Genomic DNA, 17,835 nt, shown 5'->3' with positions numbered 1-17,835 from the left:
ATGACGACGACAGCTGTGGCCCCGCGTCTCAAGGCTTCCGGCCGCGCGTTCGCGCATATCGCCAGCTACTACCCCGAGATCACCGCTTTCCGCCGCGACCTGCACGCACACCCCGAGCTCGGTTTCGAGGAGGTCTACACCTCCGGGCGCGTGCGCGAGGCCCTGCGCGCCTGCGGTGTCGACGAGATCCACGAGGGCATCGGCAAGACCGGCGTGGTCGGCGTCATCCGCGGCCGCTCGACAGCCAGCGGCCGCATGATCGGCCTGCGCGCCGACATGGATGCGCTGCCCATGCGCGAGGACAACGACTTCGGCTGGCGCTCCTCCTGCGACGGCCTGATGCACGGCTGCGGCCACGACGGCCACACCGCGATGCTGGTCGGCGCCGCGCGCTACCTCGCCGAGACGCGCGACTTCGACGGCACCGCGGTGCTCATCTTCCAGCCTGGCGAGGAAGGCTTCGCCGGCGCGCGCGTGATGATCGAGGACGGCCTGTTCGACCGCTTCCCGGTCGACGCCGTCTATGCGATGCACAACTGGCCCGCCATGCCGGCCGGCACCGTCGGCATCAACCGCGGCGCGATGATGGCCGCGGCCGACCGCATCACCATCGAGATCAAGGGCAAGGGCGGCCACGGTGCGCATGCCTACCAGACCGTCGACCCTGTGATCGTCGCGGCCCACATCATCACCGCGGCCCAGTCCATCATCTCGCGCAACGTGCGCCCCATCGACGCCGCCGTCATCAGCATCTGCGCGATGCAGGCCGGCGACCTGGGCGCGATGAGCGTGGTGCCCGGAGAGGCCACGCTGGTCGGCACCGTGCGCACCTTCAGCTCGCGCGTGCAGGCGCAGGTCGAGCAGCGGCTCAACGAGCTTTGCGCGGCCATTGCCTCCGGCTTCGGCGCCACCGCCAGCGTGAAGTACGAGCGCATCTACCCGGCCACCATCAATACTTCGCCCGAGGCCATGTTCGCCGCCGACGTGGCGGAGTCGCTGGTCGGCGCGCGCAATGTCGAGCGCAGCATGGAGCCCAGCATGGGCGCCGAAGATTTCTCCTTCATGCTGCAGAAGAAGGCCGGTGCCTACCTGCGCATCGGGCAGGACGTGCGCGACGGCGCCTACCTGCACAACAGCCGCTACGACTTCAACGACGAGATCCTGCCGCTCGGGGCCGCGCTGCATGCCGGCCTGATCGAGCAGGGCATGCCGCTTGCCGCTACCCGCGGTGCGCAGCCAGGGAAAGCAGCCGCCACCGCGGCGACGTGATTTGTTCGATTCCAACCCGAGGAGTGTTCCCATGAGTTTCACCAAGAAGAATGTGGCTGCGGCCGCCGTTTTGTGCGCCCTGAGCGCCGTCAGCATGGTCGCCGGCGCGCAGACCATCCGCATCGCGAACCAGGGGGATGCGCTATCGCTGGACCCGCACTCGCTCAACGAGTCGCTGCAGCTGAGCACCACCGCCAACGTGTATGAAACGCTGGTCGGGCGCAACAAGGACCTGAGCGTCGCGCCGCTGCTGGCCACCAGCTGGAAGCAGACCTCGCCCACGGTGTGGCGTTTCGAGCTGCGCAAGAACGTGCAGTTCCATGACGGCACGCCGTTCACGGCCGACGACGTTCTCTTCAGCTTCGCGCGCGCCTCGGGTGAAGGCTCGGACATGAAGTCGAACACCACCGACATCAAGGAAGTGCGCAAGGTCGACTCGCACACGATCGAGATCGAGACCAAGGGGCCGTTCCCGATCCTGCCCGACGTGATCACGCAGCTCATGATCATGAGCAAGAAATGGTGCGAGGAAAACAAGGCCGTCACGCCCGTGGACCGCCGCAAGGGCATCGAGAACACGGCATCGTTCAAGGCCAACGGCACCGGCCCGTACCGAGTGCGCGAGCGCCAGCCCAACGTGCGCACCGTGTTCACGCGCAACCCGACCTACTGGGGCAAGATCGAAGGGAACGCGCAGGAGATCATCTTCACGCCCATCGCCAACCCCGCCACGCGCGTCGCCGCGCTGATCTCGGGCGAGGTCGACGTGATGGAGCCCGTGCCGGTACAGGACATCGCGCGTGTCAACGCCAGCCCCACGGCCCGCGTCATCGCCGGCCCCGAGCTGCGCACCATCTTCCTGGGCATGGACCAGAAGCGCGACGAACTGCTCTACTCCAGCGTGAAGGGCAAGAACCCGTTCAAGGACAAGCGCGTGCGCCAGGCCTTCTACCAGGCCATCGACATCGTCGGCATCCAGAAGACCGTCATGCGCGGCGCTTCGCGCCCGACCGCACTGATGGTCGGCCCCGGCATCAACGGCTGGACGGCCGAGCAGGACAAGCGCCTGCCCTACGACGTCGAGGCCGCCAAGAAGCTGCTGACCGAAGCCGGTTATCCGAACGGCTTCGAAGTCACCATGAACTGCCCGAACGACCGCTACGTGAACGACGGGCAGATCTGCCAGAGCGTGGCCGCCAACCTGGCGAAGATCGGAGTCAAGATCAACCTTGCGGCCGAGACCAAGGGCACCTACTTCCCGAAGGTGCTGCGTCGCGACACCAGCTTCTACATGCTGGGCTGGACCCCGACCACCTACGACTCGCACAACGCGCTGACCGCGCTGATGGCGTGCCCCGACGACAAGACCGGTGCCGGCCAGTTCAACCTGGGCGCCTACTGCAATCCGAAGCTCGACGAGCTGACGAAGAAGATCCAGTCGGAAACCGACAAGCCCAAGCGCGACGCGATGATCAAGGAGGCATTCGACATCCACTCCGGCGACATCGGCCACCTGCCGCTGCACCAGCAGACGCTGGCCTGGGGCGTCAGCAAGAAGGTGTCGCTCACGCAGATGGCCGACAACTACATGCCCTTCAAGTGGATGAGCATCAAGCCGTAAGACAGCGGGCCGCTCGCGCGGCGGCCTGACCATGGGCCCGCTTCTTGCGGGCCCATTCCTTTTTGCCTCACGATGAAAAATAACCCCCACGCTCGCCTTGCTGCGCAAGGTCCGCTGCCCCCCGAGGCGGCCGCTTTTCACCTTGGAGCGGCCCGGCGATGAAAAAAACACTCGCCCGTTGGCTCGACAGCGATGTCGGCTACAGCTTCCGCACCTCGCCCGTGGCCATGGCGGCGGCGCTCATCGCGCTGGTCTGCGTGTTCTGCGCGGTGTTCGCAGGATGGGTGTCTCCGCACAACCCCTTCGACCTCGCCACCCTCGAACTCGGTGACGCGCGCCTGCCGCCCGCATGGAGCGCGGACGGCTCTTCCAAATACCTGCTGGGCACCGACGACCAGGGCCGCGACATCCTCTCGGCCGTGATCTACGGCGCCCGCATCTCGCTGATCGTCGGCCTCGTGTCGGTGGTGCTGTCGGTGGCGGTCGGCGTGTTGCTGGGGCTGCTCGCCGGCTTCTTCGGCGGCTGGCTCGACTCCTTCCTCATGCGCGTGTGCGACGTGATGCTGTCGTTCCCGCCCATCCTGGTCGCGCTGCTCATCGCGGGCGTCGGCCGCGCGCTCTTTCCCGGCGCGCACGAGTCGCTCGCCTTCGGCGTGCTGATCATCTCCATCTCGCTGACGGGCTGGGTGCAGTACGCGCGCACGGTGCGCGGCTCCACGCTGGTGGAGCGCAGCAAGGAATACGTGCAGGCCGCGCGCGTCACCGGCGTGGCGCCGCTGCGCATCATGCTGCGCCACGTGCTGCCCAACGTGATGGGGCCCGTGATGGTGCTGGCCACGATCCAGGTGGCGACGGCGATCATCACCGAGGCGACGCTGTCCTTCCTGGGCGTGGGCGTGCCGCCGACCTCGCCTTCGTTGGGCACGCTCATCAGCATCGGCAACCAGTACCTGTTCTCGGGCGAATGGTGGATCACGGTGTTCCCGGGCCTGATGCTGGTGCTCATCGCCCTCAGCGTGAACCTGCTGGGCGACTGGCTGCGCGACGCACTGAACCCCCGGCTGCGATGAGAGAGGTAGCGCCATGAGCCTGTTGCAAGTCAAAGACCTCGTCGTCGAATTTCCCCATCGCCGCGGCACGCTGCGCGCGCTGGACCGCATTTCATTCGACATCGCGCCCGGTGAAATCCTCGGCGTGGTGGGCGAATCGGGCGCCGGCAAGTCGCTCACCGGCGCGGCCATCATCGGCCTGCTCGAGCCGCCGGGCCGCGTGGCCGGCGGCGAGATACTGCTGGAGGGCCAGCGCATCGACAACCTCGGCTTCGATGCGATGCGCCCCATTCGCGGCCGCAAGATCGGCGCGATCTTCCAGGACCCGCTGACCTCGCTGAACCCGCTCTACACCGTGGGCCGCCAGCTGGTGGAAACCATCCGCGCGCACCTGCCGGTGACCGAGTCCGAGGCACGCAAGCGCGCCATCGGCCTGCTGCAGGACACCGGCATCCCGGCCGCCGAGCAGCGCATCGACCACTTCCCACACCAGTTCTCCGGCGGCATGCGCCAGCGCGTGGTGATCGCGCTCGCGCTCGCGGCCGAGCCCAAGCTCATCGTGGCCGACGAGCCGACCACGGCGCTCGACGTGTCGATCCAGGCGCAGATCATCCAGCTGCTCAAGCAGGTCTGCAAGGAACGTGGCGCGGCGGTGATGCTGATCACGCACGACATGGGCGTGATCGCCGAGACCTGCGACCGCGTGGCCGTGATGTATGCGGGCCGCATCGCCGAGATCGGCCCGGTGCACGAAGTCATCCACCAGCCCGCGCACCCCTACACCTCGGGCCTGATGGCCTCGATTCCCGACATGACCAGCGATCGCGAGCGCCTCAACCAGATCGACGGCGCGATGCCGCGGCTCAATGCCATTCCCACCGGCTGCGCCTACAACCCGCGCTGCCCGCGCACCTTCGCGCGCTGCCTGGTCGAACGGCCCGAGCTCATGCACGCCGGCGCCACGCGCGCCGCTTGCTGGCTGCACGACGCGGCCGATCCGCATGCGGGTCAGGCCGAGATCGCCGCGAAGCACCACGACGCGATGGCGGCCGGCGAGCGCGCCACGCCCGAGGCGGCGGAGACCATCGTGGAGGTGACGCGATGAGCGCCGCAGCAAGCACCGTGGCGGGCGAACCGCTCGTCGTCGCCCACGACCTCGCGCGCACCTTCGACGTCTCTGCGCCCTGGCTCAACCGCGTGCTCGAACGCAAGCCGCGCGTCCTGCTGCATGCGGTGGACGGCGTGAGCTTCTCCATCGAGCGCGGCAAGACGCTGGCACTGGTGGGCGAGTCGGGCTGTGGCAAGAGCACCGTGGCGCGCCTGCTGGTGGGGCTCTACGCGCCCACGCGCGGCGGCCTGAAGTTCGACGGGCAGGACGCGCACGCCGCCTTCAAGACCGCCGAAGGCCGCAAGCTGCGCCGCCGCATCCAGATGATCTTCCAGGACCCCTACGCGAGCCTCAACCCGCGCTGGATCGTGGAAGACATCATCGGCGAGCCGCTGCGCGAGCACGACATCCTGAGCGACAAGGCCGCGCTGCGCGCGCGCGTGGGCGAGCTGCTGAAGTCGGTCGGCCTCTCGCCGCTGGACATGAGCAAGTACCCGCACCAGTTCTCGGGCGGCCAGCGCCAGCGCATTTCCATCGCGCGCGCACTCGCCACGCAACCCGAGTTCCTGGTGTGCGACGAGCCCACCTCCGCGCTCGACGTGAGCGTGCAGGCACAGGTGCTCAACATCATGAAGGACCTGCAGCGCGAGCAGGGCCTGACCTACCTCTTCATCTCGCACAACCTCGCCGTGGTGCGCCACGTGGCCGACCAGGTCGGCGTGATGTACCTGGGCCGGCTGGTCGAGGTGGCGGACAAGCGGGACCTGTTCTCGACGCCGCGCCATCCGTACACGCGCATGCTGCTGGACGCCATCCCGCAGATGAAGCAGACCGGCCGCGCCCGCACCCCGGTGCAAGGCGAGGTGCCGAACCCGCTGAACCCGCCCGCGGGCTGCGCCTTTCATCCGCGCTGCCCGCATGCGAACGCGCGCTGCTCGTCGGAGCGGCCGAAGCTGTCGAGCATCGGGGGCGTGCAGGTGGCTTGCCATGCGGTGGAAGAGGGGCGCATCTAGCGGCCGTTTCTTCGGCTTGCGGAAAAGTGTGCGTAAAGGCACGGCCTTGCGCCGCGATCCGCTGCAGAGTCGGGTGATGCCCATGACCACGACCCTCGCTACCTCCGACCTCGGCCGCCGCGGCTTCCTGATGGGCACCGCGCTCGGCGCAACCGCCGTGCTGGCTTCGCTGGCCTGCAGCGTGCAGGCCGCGGGTTCGCCCGCGCGGCGCATGCCGGTGATCTTCATCGGCCACGGCTCACCGATGAACGCCATCGCCGACAACCCCTTCACGCGCCGGCTGGCGGCGTGGGGCAGGGAGCTGCCGCGGCCGTCGGCGATCCTCAGCGTGTCGGCGCACTGGCTCAGCCGGGGCGCCACCGGCGTCGGCGTGCAGGAGCGGCCGAAGACGATCCACGACTTCGGCGGCTTTCCGCAGGCGCTGTTCGACGTCGAGTACCCCGCGCCGGGCCATCCGGCGCTGGCCCGCGAGGCCGTCGACGCGGTGAAGCAGACGCCGGTGATCGCCACCGACCAGTGGGGCCTCGACCACGGCACGTGGACGGTGCTGAAGCACCTCTATCCCAAGGCCGACATCCCGGTGTTCCAGCTCAGCATCGACTACGACAAGTCGGCCGCATTCCACTATGCGGTGGGACGCGACCTGGCCGCGCTGCGCGACAAGGGCGTGCTGGTGATGGGCAGCGGCAACGTGGTGCACAACCTGCGCGCCACCGACCGTGGAACGCCGGACGGCCCGAGCGCCAGCCGGCCATGGGCGCAGTCCTTCGACGATGCCGTGAAGTCGGCGCTGGCGGGCCGTGACGACCGGGCGCTGGTCGATTACGCGAAGCTGGAGGGCGCGGCCACCGCCGTGGCGATGCCCGATCACTACTACCCCTTCCTCTACGCGCTGGGCGCGGCGGGCAGCGGCGAGCGCGCGAAGACCGTCTACGAGGGGTTCCAGTCGGGCACGCTCAGCATGCGTTGCCTGCAGTTCGGCTGAGCGGGCCGGAGAAAAGGGCGGGGGCTTACTGCTCCTCGCCCCACGAGAAACCGTCGCGCGCGATCATTGCGCTCGATGCGCTCGGCCCCCAGGTGCCGGCCGCGTAGGGGCGCGGGCCGCCGTCCGATTCCCAGTTGTCGATCAGCGGCTCGACCCAGCGCCATGCCTCTTCCTGCTCGTCGCTGCGCACGAACAGGTTGAGGCGGCCGTCGATCACGTCGAGCAGCAGGCGCTCGTAGGCGCCCACGCGCTCTGCGCCGAAGCGCTTGTCGAAGTCCAGGTCGAGCTGCACGGGCGCGAGTTGCGCGGCCGCGCTCTGGTTGCCGTTGCTGCGCTGGCGGTTGTCCTGGGCCTGCGCGAGCATGTGCAGCTCCAGCCCGTCCTTGGGCTGGAGGTTGATCACCAGCTTGTTGACGTTGCCGGCCGGCGCGCGGTAGATGGCGTGCGGCGTCGGCCTGAAGTTGACCTCGATGCGTGCGTCGCGCGAGGCCAGCCGCTTGCCGGTGCGGATGTAGAAGGGTACGCCGGCCCAGCGCCAATTGGCGATCTCGGTGCGCAGCGCCACGAAGGTCTCGGTGCGGCTGTCGGGGTTCACGCCCGGCTCGTCGCGGTAGCCCGGCACGCGCTCGCCGTAGGCCGTGCCGGCCGTGTACTGGCCGCGCACCGCGTGCAGGCCCAGGCTCTCGGGCGTCCAGGGCTTCAGGGCGCGCAGCACCTTGAGCTTCTCGTCGCGGATGGCGTCGGCGTGCGCGTTGATCGGCGGCTCCATGGCCACGGCGCACAGCAGCTGCAGCGCGTGGTTCTGCACCATGTCGCGCAGCGCGCCGGTCTGGTCGTAGAAGGCGCCGCGCTTTTCCACGCCAAGGTCTTCGGCGATGGTGATCTGGATGTTGGCGATGTGCTCGCGGCGCCAGATGGGCTCGAACAGCGCATTGCCGAAGCGCATCGCGAACAGGTTCTGCACCGAGGGCTTGCCGAGGTAGTGGTCGATGCGGAAGACCTGCTTCTCCTCGAGCACCTTGCCCACGGCCGAGTTGATGGCGCGGTTGGAGGCCAGGTCGTGGCCCAGCGGCTTCTCCAGCACGATGCGGGTGCGCGGGCCGTTCAGGCCCGCCGCCGCGATCTGCTCGACCACCTGGGTGAAGAGCGCCGGGGCCGTGGCCACGTACATCACAACCGTCTTGGCGTCGCGCTGATTGAGCAGGCCGGCCAGACGGGCGTAGTCGTCGGGCTTGGAGAGGTCCATGCGCAGGTAGTGCAGCATGGAGGCGAATTTCTTGAATTCCTCGGGCGAGGGCCGCTTGGCGCCTTCGACGGCACTGAAGCGCGACTGGATCAGTTCCCGGTACTGGTCGTCCGACAGGTCGTCCCGCGCCACACCGACGATGCGCCCGTCGGGTGGCAGGCTGCCGTGGCGGAATGCCTGGAACAGCGCGGGCATCAGCTTGCGCCACGCGAGATCGCCAGTACCGCCGAACAGAACGAGATCGAAGCTCATGAGAAAACTTTCCTTCCTTGTCTGAATGCCTGGCCAGGCTGCCCTGGTCGCGGCCTTGGTCGCCACCCTGGTCGAGAAAGCGACTGCGCCAGCCACGATGGTACTTGTACGGATTCGCCCGGCCTGTACTAAAGCTACGCTGCCTGACGGCCGCGAGGCCTTTTTTTTATTGCTCGGAGGAAGAGAGACCAGATGAAAAAGAACAAGGTTCTTGCCGCAGCGGCGCTGCTGGGCCTGTCGGCCGCGGCTTCGGCCCAGACCGTCAACGTGATCTGCTCGGTGCAGGCCGAATGGTGCAGCGTGATCTCCACGGTCTATGCCCGCACCACCGGCGTGCGCATCAACATGGCGCTCAAGGGCTCGGGCGAGGCCCTGGCCCAGCTGATCGCGGAGAAGGACAACCCCAAGACCGACGTCTGGTTCGGCGGCACCGGCGACCCGCACCTGCAGGCGGCCGAACAGGGGCTCACCCTCGAATACAAGTCGCCCACGCTGCCGCAGTTGCACCCCTGGGCGCAGCAGCAGGCCAAACAGTCGGGCTACAAGACCGTCGGCATCTACTCCGGCCCGCTGGGCTTCGGCTACAACCCCGAGCTGCTGGCCAAGAAGAAGCTGCCCGTGCCCAAGACCTGGGCCGACCTGCTCAAGCCCGAGTACAAGGGCGACATCCAGGTGGCCAACCCGGCCTCCAGCGGCACGGCCTACACCATGATCGCCACGCTGGTGCAGCTCATGGGCGAGGACAAGGCTTTCGACTACCTGAAGGCGCTGCACAGGAACGTCGGCCAGTACACCCGCTCGGGCACCGGCCCGATCAAGGCGGTGGCGCGCGGCGAGACGGCCGTGTCGATCAGCTTCGTGCACGACGGCCCGGGCGAGAAGATGCAGGGCTTCCCGGTCGAGACCATCACGCCCAGCGACGGCACCGGCGCCGAGATCGGCTCCATGAGCATCGTCAAGGGCGCGCGCAACCTCGACGCCGCCAAGAAGTTCTACGAGTGGGCGCTGACGCCCGCCGCGCAGGAGCTGGGCGYCGCCAACAAGCAGTTCCAGCTGCCGAGCAACGTGAACGCCAAGCTCGACCCGCGCATTCCCGACTTCAAGAAGATCAAGTTCATCAACTACGACTATGCCAAGTACGGCGCCAGCGCCGAGCGCCGTCGGCTGATCGCGCGCTGGGAGAAGGAAGTCAACTCGCTGCCGCGCTAAGTGGAAGCACGCGCTATCGAAGGCGCGCCGGTCAACCCGGCGTCGCTGGCGGCGGCCCGGCGCTCGCGGCGCTGGGTCTGGGTGTGGGTGGTGCTGGGGCTTGCGGCCTACCTGCTGCTGCCCTGGTATGCGATCCAGGATTCGACCTGGTACGAGGCCGTTCCACAGGTGTTCGGCCAGGGCGAGGGCGCCAACGGCCTGATGCAGGCGGCCACGCAGGGCCGTGCCTGGCTCTTCGTGGGGCTGGCCGGCCTGCTGCTGTGCGCCGTGGGCGCGTGGCTTCCGGCCGGCAGGGCGCAGGGGCGCTGGCTGCTGGCCGGCGGGCTGGTCGGCGCGCTGGGGCTCGCCCTTGCGGGCTTCACCATCGGCGCGCGCGGCTGGAGCGTGGCGGCGCTCAACACGCAGTTCGGCGAGCTGGCGGTCAACCAGTTCGGCATCGGCGCGGGCGGCTTCGTGGCGCTCACCGCGCTGGTGCTGCTGGCGGCCTTCGGCATCGCGCGGCTGGGGCTCTTCAAGGGCGACCTGTTCGTCTCGGCGGCGGTGGTCGGCTGCGGCGTGCTGATGGCGCTTTTCATCGCCTATCCGGTGAGCAAGGCGCTCTCGGGCGCCTTCTTCGATGAAGACGGGCAGTGGTCGGTCGCCGCCTTCTTCGCGCGCGTGTTCACCGAGCGCATCTGGGGGCTGGGCTGCCTCGCGGGCGGCGTGCGCTGCGGCGTGGCCTGGAACACGCTGGTGCTGGCGCTGCTCACGGCGGCGGGCACCACCTTCCTCGGCACGCTGATGGCGCTGATGGCCGAGCGCGGCAGCAAGTGCGGGCAGGGCGCGCTGCGGGTGCTGGCGCTGCTGCCGATCATCACGCCGCCCTTCGTGGTGGGGCTGGGGCTGATCCTGCTGTTCGGCCGCGCGGGCATCGTCAACCAGGTGCTGGAAAGTGCCTTCGGCATCGAGCCCACGCGCTGGTTCTACGGCATGCCGGGCGTGCTGGTGGCGCAGCTCTTCGCCTTCACGCCCATCGCCTTCATGATCATGCGCGGCGTGGTGCAGGGCATCGCGCCCAGCCTGGAGGAGGCCGCGCAGATGCTGCGCGCCGACCGCCGCCGGGCCTTCTTCACCATTACGCTGCCGCTCTTGAAGCCGGGGCTGGCCAACGCCTTCCTGGTGGGCTTCATCGAGAGCATTGCCGACTTCGGCAATCCGGTGGTGGTGGGCGGGCAGTTCTCGGTGCTGTCGACCGACATCTTCTTCGCCATCGTCGGCGCGCAGTACGACCAGGGCCGTGCCGCCTCGCTGGCCTGGGTGCTCACGCTCTTCGCGCTCGGCGTGTTCGCGCTGCAGCGCGGCCTGCTGGGCAAGCAGAACTACACGACCGTCAGCGGCAAGGGCGATGCCGGCATCCCGATGGCGCTGCCCGAAGGCGTGCGCCGCACCATCCTGTGCATCGCGTTGCCGTGGATCGCGTTCACCGCCGTGGTCTACCTGTTCGCCTTCGCGGGCGGCTTCGTGCAGACCTGGGGCCGCGACTACACCTTCACGCTGAACCATTTCAAGAGCGCTTTCGCGCTGGAATGGGGGCAGTTCGGGCTGGTGTGGGCGGGCACGGCGTGGAACTCGCTGATCACCACGCTCAAGCTCGCGGGCATCTCGGCGCCGATCACCGCCGCGCTGGGCCTGCTCATCGCCTGGCTGCTGGCGCGCAACGAGTTCAAGGGGCAGGGGCTGTTCGAGTTTGGCGCGCTGCTGGCTTTCGCGATTCCGGGCACGGTGCTGGGCGTGAGCTACATCCTGGCCTTCAACGTGCCGCCCTTCGAGCTCACGGGCACGGGGCTGATCATCGTGCTGTGCTTCATGTTCCGGAACCTGCCGGTGGGCGTGCGCGCCGGCACGGCGGCCTTCAAGCAACTCGACCGCTCGCTCGACGAGGCCTCGCTGATGCTGCGCGCCTCCACCTCGCAGACGCTCTTCAGGGTGGTGCTGCCGCTGCTGAAGCCGGCGCTGGTGGCTGCGCTGGTCTACAGCTTCGTGCGCGCCATGACGACGGTGAGCGCGGTGATCTTCCTGGTCACGGCCGAGAACGAACTCGCCACCACCTACATCATCGGCCGTGTGGGCAATGGCGACTACGGCATCGCGCTGGCGTATTGCACGGTGCTGATGATCCTGATGTCGCTGGCCATCGCGCTGGTGCAGTGGGTGGTGGGGGAGCGCAAGCTGGGGCGGCGAAAGGCGGGGACACCCGTGGTGCCCGCGCCCGTGCACTGAAACGAGAGAAGAATCCATGAGCAACGGAATCGAATTCCGCAACGTCACCAAGCGCTACGGCGCGGACAAGAACGCGCCGCTGGCCGTCAAGGGCATCAGCTTCGAAGTGCCGGTGGGCACGCTCACCACCATCCTCGGCCCCTCGGGCTGCGGCAAGACGACCACGCTGCGCATGATCGCGGGGCTCGAATCTCCCACTTCGGGATCGATCTTCATGGGCGGGCGCGACGTGACCACGCTGGGGCCGGCCGAGCGCAACGTGAGCATGATGTTCCAGAGCTACGCGCTGTTCCCGCACATGGACGTGATCGGCAATGTGGCCTACGGCCTGCGCATGAGCGGCGTGAAGAAGGACGAGGCCACTTCGCGGGCGCGCGAGGCGTTGCGCGGCGTGGGGCTGGTCGGCTTCGACGAGCGGCTGCCCAGCGAACTGTCGGGCGGCCAGCAGCAGCGCGTGGCGCTGGCGCGCGCGCTGGTGCTGGAGCCGGCGGTGTTGCTCTTCGACGAGCCGCTGTCGAACCTCGACGCCCGGCTGCGCCGCGAGATGCGCGAGGAAATCCGCGCGCTGCAGCAGCGGCTGAAGCTCACGGTGGCCTACGTCACGCACGACCAGAGCGAGGCGCTGGCGGTGAGCGACCAGATCATCGTGATGGACCACGGCGTGATCGCCCAGCGCGGCACGCCCGAGCAGCTCTACGGCCGGCCCGAGAGCGAGTTCGTCGCCGGTTTCATGGGCGAGGCGATGGTGTTCCCGGCGGTGGCCGAGGCTGACGGCAGCGTGGCGCTGGGCCCGCTGCGCCTGCGGCCGCGCCATGCGGTGGCACCCGGCGCGGTGAAGGTGGCGGTGCGGCCGGAGGCATGGCGGATCGGCGCCACCGATGCTGGAGACGGCCTGCCGGCCACGCTGCGCAAGGCGGCCTACCTCGGCAGCTTCTATGAATACGGCTTCGACACCACGCTGGGGCCGGTCTTCGTGGTGTCGACCGACCTGTCCAGCCCGCTGGCGGCCGGCGCGCGGGCCACCCTGTCCCTCGGAGCCCATGGCGTGAGCGTGGTGCCCGGCGCATGAAACAATGGCGCCATGAACGTGGTTTTCGACCTGGGCGCCGTGCTGTTCGCATGGGAGCCCACCCGGCTGGTACAGGCCCATCTCGCCCCACACGCACCCACTGAAGCCGCCGCGGCGGCCATGGGCCGCGCGCTTTTCCATCACGACGACTGGACCAGCTTCGACTGCGGCACCCGCACGCTGGCCGATTCCGTCGCCCGCATGTCGGCCCGGCTGGCGCTGCCGCCCGAGCCGCTTTTCGCCATGCTCGACGGGCTGGGCGAGCGGCTGGAGCCCATCGGCGTCACGGTCGAGATGCTCGAACAGCTGATCGCCCACCGCGACGCCGGACAGCCGCTGAAGCTGTACTACCTGTCGAACATGCCCGCGCCTTACGCCCGCGCCATCGAGCGCCGGCACGCCTTCATGGGTCGCTTCGACGGCGGTGTGTTCTCGGGAGACGTGAAGTTTCTCAAGCCCGAGCGCGAGATCTACGAGGTGCTGGCCATGCGCCATGGCCTCAATCCGGCGCAGACCGTGTTCATCGACGACTCGGCCGCCAACGTGGAGGCGGCGCGCGCCTTCGGCTGGCAGGCCATCCACTGCACCTCGCCGGCCATGCTGCCCTCGCAACTGCAGCGCTACCTGCCGGTCAGCATCACCTTGCCGGTGTCGAACCCCAGGCTGCGGGCATAGTCCAGCTCGGCCTGCAGCACCGCGTCTTCCAGGCGCGGGGCGCGAGAGAGCACCCACAGGTACTCGCGGTCGGGCGTGCCGACCAGCGACACCTGGTAGTCGCGGTCCAGCTTCAGGATCCAGTAGTCGCCCCAGACCATCGGCAGCCAGCCCAGCCAGGCCGGGGCGAAGCGCACTTCGAGACGGCCCGCGCCGGGCTGGCCTGCCACCGGCACCACGCGGGCGGTGCCGACGGCCTCGTCGAAATTCCCGTCCTCCCGCAGGCAGCGGTTGCGCACCTGCACGGTGCCGTCGGGCTGCGGCGTGTATTCGGCGCTGACGGGGCCAGCGCATTGCTTCTGGAAGCGGTTCGGCAGCCGGGCCTGCTCGTGCCAGATGCCGGCATAGCGCTGCAGGTCGACGGGCGCCACCACCTGCAGCGGCGCGCGCATCAGCGGGGCGCCATCGGCCGGGCCGGCAAGGCGGGCGCGGGTGGCGCTGCGTGCCGCGCCCATCGCGAACCAGGCGGCCACGCCTCCGACGACGAATGCCGTCGCCATCGCGCCTATCGCATGGCTGGTGCGGCGGTCGTCGAAAGGCTGGACGGCGGTGGCGCCGGGGCGCGGGCGTTGGGTCATGGGGGCACTCCTGAGGATGAAGACGTTCGGCGTAAGCCTCAGGCTAGCCAGGGGCGGTGCGCGTGGCCGTCAGCCATGGACCACAGGCCATGTAGGGCGCGGGGCGGGGGAGGCAGGGGGCGCGGAAGTCCGACAACCCCACCGGCGGCAGGCCGATGGAGCCGCGCGGAAACCCGTGCTACGGTGCGCATGAAAACATCGGCCGGCGCGCAACTGCGTGCAGGTCTTGTCACAACCGGCACAGGATAATGATTTCATGAACCAACTCGATGCACTCCGCCAGTGGACCACCGTCGTCGCCGACACCGGTGACTTCAAACAGCTCAGCATTTCCAAGCCGCAGGACGCGACCACCAACCCGTCGCTGATCCTCAAGGCCGTGCAGAAGCCCGAGTACCGGCCTCTGCTCGACGAGACCGTGAAGAAGCACGCAGGCAAGCCGCTCGACGAGGTCATCGACCGCCTGCTGGTGCGCTTCGGCACCGAAATCCTCTCCATCATCCCGGGCCGCGTCTCCACCGAGGTCGACGCCCGCCTGTCCTTCGACACGGCCGCGACCATCGCGCGCGGCGAGCGCATCGTGGCGCTGTACAAGGCCGAAGGCATCGACACCGAGAAGCGCCTGCTCATCAAGGTGGCCTCCACCTGGGAAGGCATCGAGGCCGCGCGCCAGCTCGAGCAGAAAGGCATCCGCACCAACCTGACGCTGCTGTTCTCCTTCGCGCAGGCCGTGGCCTGCGGCGCGGCGGGCGTGCAGCTGATCTCGCCCTTCGTGGGCCGCATCTACGACTGGTACAAGAAGTCGGCCGGCGCCAGCTGGAACGAAGCCGAAAGCTCCGGTGCCAACGACCCCGGCGTGAAGTCGGTGCGCCAGATCTACGCGTACTACAAGCAGCACGGCATCAAGACCGAAGTCATGGGCGCGAGCTTCCGCAACGCGGGCCAGATCAAGGCCCTGGCCGGCTGCGACCTGCTGACCATCAGCCCCGAACTGCTGGCCGAGCTGGCCGCGAGCAACGAGCCGCTGCAGCATGCGCTCGACGCCAAGGCCACCGGCGCCGACATCGCCAAGGTCAGCTACGACGAGGCGGGCTTCCGCTTCGCGCTCAATGAAGACGCCATGGCCACCGAGAAGCTGGCCGAAGGCATCCGCGCCTTCGCGGCCGACGCCGTGAAGCTCGAAAAGCTCATGCAGGAAAGCGGCAAGTAAAGATGGCCATGACCCTTCGCTGCGACCGCGCGCCGGCCTGGGCGCAACTGCAGGCCGGCTTCGACACCGCGGGCCGCCAGTTCGACCTGCGCCATGCCTTCGTGGACGACGCCGGCCGCTTCGAGCGCTTCAGCCAGGAGGCGCCTCATGTGTTCGCCGACCTGTCGAAGAATCTGATCGACGCGCGCACCGAAGAGCTGCTCTTCAAGCTGGCCCGCGAATGCGGCCTCGAAGCGCACCGCGACGCCATGTTCGCCGGCGAGCACATCAACAACACCGAGGACCGCGCCGTGCTGCACACGCTGCTGCGCGCGCCGGCCGATGCGCCCACGGGCCCGAAGACGGCCAACGAGCTGCGCGAAGTGCACGCCACGCTCGACGCGATGCTGGCCTATGCCGAGAAGGTGCGCGCCGACCACACGATCACCGACGTGGTCAACATCGGCATCGGCGGCTCCGACCTCGGCCCGCAGATGGCGGTGCTGGCGCTGGCCGAGTTCGCCGCGCCGGGCAAGCGCTTCCACTTCGTCTCGAACGTCGATGGCCACGAGCTGGCCGGCGTGCTGCAAGGCCTGGCGCCCGAGCACACGCTGTTCCTCATTGCCTCGAAGACCTTCACCACGGCCGAGACGATGACCAATGCGCTTTCCGCCAAGCGCTGGTACGAGCAATCGGGCGGCACCGACATCGCGGGCCACTTCGCGGCGCTCACCACCAACGTGGAAGCGGCGAAGAAGTTCGGCATCGACACCACCTTCGGCTTCTGGGACTGGGTGGGCGGGCGCTATTCGCTGTGGTCGGCCATCGGCCTGCCGATCGCGCTGGCCATCGGCGCAGAGGGCTTCCGCAGGCTGCTCGCCGGCGCGCATGCGATGGACGAGCACTTCCGCACCGCGCCGCTTGAGCGGAACCTGCCGGTGCGTCTCGGGCTGCTCGATGTCTGGTATCGCAACTTCCACAAGTTCACGAGCCGCAGCATCGCGCCGTACCACAGCGCGTTGAAGCGCGTGCCGGCCTACCTTCAGCAGCTTGAGATGGAAAGCAACGGCAAGCAGGTCGACGCAGGCGGCAAACCGCTGGCCTTCGGCACCTCGCCGGTGCTGTGGGGCGAGCCCGGCACCAACGGCCAGCACGCCTACTTCCAGATGCTGCACCAGGGCACCGACGTGACGCCGCTCGAGTTCGTGGCGGTGCGCGATGCCTCGCACGACCTCGAAGGCCACCACCCGAAGCTGCTGGCCAATGCGCTCGCGCAGGCACAGGCGCTGATGGTGGGCAAGCTCGACGAGGGCGGCCACAGGAACTTTCCGGGCAACCGGCCGAGCAGCTTCTTCGTGTTCGAGAAGCTCACGCCCGAGGCGCTGGGCGCCTTCCTCGCGATGTACGAGCACCGTGTGTTCACCAGCGGCGCGCTGTGGGGCATCAACAGCTTCGACCAGTGGGGCGTGGAACTCGGCAAGGTGCTCGCAAAAGACATCGAACCGCGCCTCGCATCGGGCGATGTCACGGGGCTCGATGCCTCGACCGCAGGGCTGCTGAAGCGGCTCGGACGCTGATCCGGGGTCTTTTGTTTTAAGCCAGGCTATGGCTTCCGGCCGTATTTGCCGTTGAAAGACGCGTCGATATGATGGCCCGGGGAAATTTCCCTGGGACCAGTCACAAAAGAGGAGTCGATCAATGGATTTCCAAACAGCAGTCAAGACCTGCTTCAGCAAGTACGCCGATTTCAACGGCCGCGCGTCGCGTTCCGAATACTGGTGGTTCGTGCTGGCCGAGGTGATCGTCCTGATCATCGCCAGCCTCATCCACCAGTACGTCTACGGCATCGCAGCCCTAGCCTTCCTGCTGCCCGCGCTGGCCGTCGGCGCCCGCCGCCTGCATGACATCGGCAAGAGCGGCTGGCTGCAGCTCCTGATGATCATCCCGATCGTCAACCTCGTGCTGATCTACTTCTACGTTCAGCCGTCGCAGCCCCAGCCCAACAACTACGGCGAAGCGCCGGTTGTCTCTGCCTGAGTCTTTCGGGTTTTCAATGCAAAGGGCCGCGCAAGCGCAATGCCGCTCAGTTAAGCAAAGGCCCTTCGGGGCCTTCGCTGTTTGTACAGTGCAGGCTGTATGAACAAAGCCGAGCCCGGACGAGGCCGGCGGACGGCCGATGCTGCTGCAAGAGTACCTGTGCGAGACCCATCAATACGCCACGCCCGAGCAGTGGGGAGTCGTGCGAGGCAGCCTGCCTGCGCAGTGGATTGAACA

The 17,835-nt window shown here is 68.2% G+C and carries 15 protein-coding genes; 13 read left to right on the top strand and 2 right to left on the bottom strand.

From position 1 onward, the window contains the following. From QMO14_RS21405 to ygiD, 6 genes are all read left to right on the top strand, one after another. Window positions 1-1,269: a M20 aminoacylase family protein gene (locus tag QMO14_RS21405; protein WP_301509591.1), complete on the top strand. Its 1,269-nt coding sequence runs from the start codon at window positions 1-3 to the stop codon at window positions 1,267-1,269. A 31-nt stretch (window positions 1,270-1,300) separates the two neighbouring features. Continuing rightward, window positions 1,301-2,890, top strand: coding sequence for an ABC transporter substrate-binding protein (locus tag QMO14_RS21400; RefSeq protein WP_301509590.1), 1,590 nt, complete (start codon window positions 1,301-1,303; stop codon window positions 2,888-2,890). Window positions 2,891-3,048: 158 nt separating this feature from the next. Next, window positions 3,049-3,960 (top strand): ABC transporter permease, encoded by a 912-nt coding sequence (locus QMO14_RS21395; RefSeq protein ID WP_301509589.1) that lies wholly within the window; start codon window positions 3,049-3,051, stop codon window positions 3,958-3,960. A gap of 13 nt (window positions 3,961-3,973) precedes the next feature. Further along, window positions 3,974-5,044, top strand: a complete 1,071-nt coding sequence (locus tag QMO14_RS21390; RefSeq protein WP_301509588.1) for an ABC transporter ATP-binding protein — start codon at window positions 3,974-3,976, stop codon at window positions 5,042-5,044. Next, window positions 5,041-6,060, top strand: a complete 1,020-nt coding sequence (locus QMO14_RS21385) for an ABC transporter ATP-binding protein (protein ID WP_301509587.1) — start codon at window positions 5,041-5,043, stop codon at window positions 6,058-6,060. Before QMO14_RS21390 ends, QMO14_RS21385 begins: the two co-directional genes overlap by 4 nt. A gap of 82 nt (window positions 6,061-6,142) precedes the next feature. Further along, window positions 6,143-7,045, top strand: coding sequence for a 4,5-DOPA dioxygenase extradiol (ygiD, locus tag QMO14_RS21380; protein ID WP_301509586.1), 903 nt, complete (start codon window positions 6,143-6,145; stop codon window positions 7,043-7,045). Between the two features lie 25 nt (window positions 7,046-7,070). On the opposite strand, the gene zwf is transcribed toward ygiD, so the two are convergent. Next, complete coding sequence (gene zwf, locus QMO14_RS21375; RefSeq protein WP_301509585.1) at window positions 7,071-8,543, bottom strand: glucose-6-phosphate dehydrogenase; 1,473 nt, start codon at window positions 8,541-8,543, stop codon at window positions 7,071-7,073. A gap of 192 nt (window positions 8,544-8,735) precedes the next feature. On the opposite strand from zwf, the gene QMO14_RS21370 reads away from it, so the two are divergent. Genes QMO14_RS21370 through QMO14_RS21355 form a run of 4 tightly spaced genes read left to right on the top strand, consistent with a single transcriptional unit; the run spans window position 8,736 to window position 13,755 of the window. Next, window positions 8,736-9,752 (top strand): ABC transporter substrate-binding protein, encoded by a 1,017-nt coding sequence (locus tag QMO14_RS21370; protein ID WP_301509584.1) that lies wholly within the window; start codon window positions 8,736-8,738, stop codon window positions 9,750-9,752. Further along, complete coding sequence (locus QMO14_RS21365; RefSeq protein WP_301509583.1) at window positions 9,753-12,011, top strand: iron ABC transporter permease; 2,259 nt, start codon at window positions 9,753-9,755, stop codon at window positions 12,009-12,011. 16 nt (window positions 12,012-12,027) lie between these two features. Continuing rightward, a complete protein-coding gene (locus tag QMO14_RS21360) occupies window positions 12,028-13,080 on the top strand; it encodes an ABC transporter ATP-binding protein (protein WP_301509582.1) in 1,053 nt (350 codons plus the stop codon). Window positions 13,081-13,092: 12 nt separating this feature from the next. Next, on the top strand, window positions 13,093-13,755 hold the full coding sequence (locus QMO14_RS21355) for an HAD family phosphatase (RefSeq protein ID WP_301509580.1): 663 nt from the start codon (window positions 13,093-13,095) through the stop codon (window positions 13,753-13,755). Here the strand turns inward: QMO14_RS21355 and QMO14_RS21350 are convergent. Further along, window positions 13,701-14,372: a lipocalin family protein gene (locus QMO14_RS21350; RefSeq protein ID WP_301509579.1), complete on the bottom strand. Its 672-nt coding sequence runs from the start codon at window positions 14,370-14,372 to the stop codon at window positions 13,701-13,703. The genes QMO14_RS21355 and QMO14_RS21350 overlap by 55 nt on opposite strands. Before the next feature lie 256 nt (window positions 14,373-14,628). Between QMO14_RS21350 and tal the strand changes: the two genes are divergently transcribed. The 3 genes from tal to QMO14_RS21335 all read left to right on the top strand — a co-directional run bounded on the left by tal (window position 14,629) and on the right by QMO14_RS21335 (window position 17,598). Next, window positions 14,629-15,582 carry a transaldolase gene (gene tal / locus QMO14_RS21345; protein WP_301509578.1) on the top strand — a complete coding sequence of 318 codons (954 nt, stop codon included), beginning with the start codon at window positions 14,629-14,631 and terminating at the stop codon, window positions 15,580-15,582. A gap of 2 nt (window positions 15,583-15,584) precedes the next feature. Further along, on the top strand, window positions 15,585-17,138 hold the full coding sequence (gene pgi, locus QMO14_RS21340; protein ID WP_301509577.1) for a glucose-6-phosphate isomerase: 1,554 nt from the start codon (window positions 15,585-15,587) through the stop codon (window positions 17,136-17,138). A 121-nt stretch (window positions 17,139-17,259) separates the two neighbouring features. Continuing rightward, window positions 17,260-17,598 (top strand): DUF805 domain-containing protein, encoded by a 339-nt coding sequence (locus tag QMO14_RS21335; RefSeq protein ID WP_301509576.1) that lies wholly within the window; start codon window positions 17,260-17,262, stop codon window positions 17,596-17,598. Window positions 17,599-17,835 lie beyond the last annotated feature (237 nt).

Origin of the sequence: Variovorax sp. CAN15 (assembly GCF_030462475.1) — a bacterium.
Classification (GTDB): Bacteria; Pseudomonadota; Gammaproteobacteria; order Burkholderiales; family Burkholderiaceae_C; genus Variovorax.
This window is presented reverse-complemented; position numbering and strand designations above follow the sequence as displayed.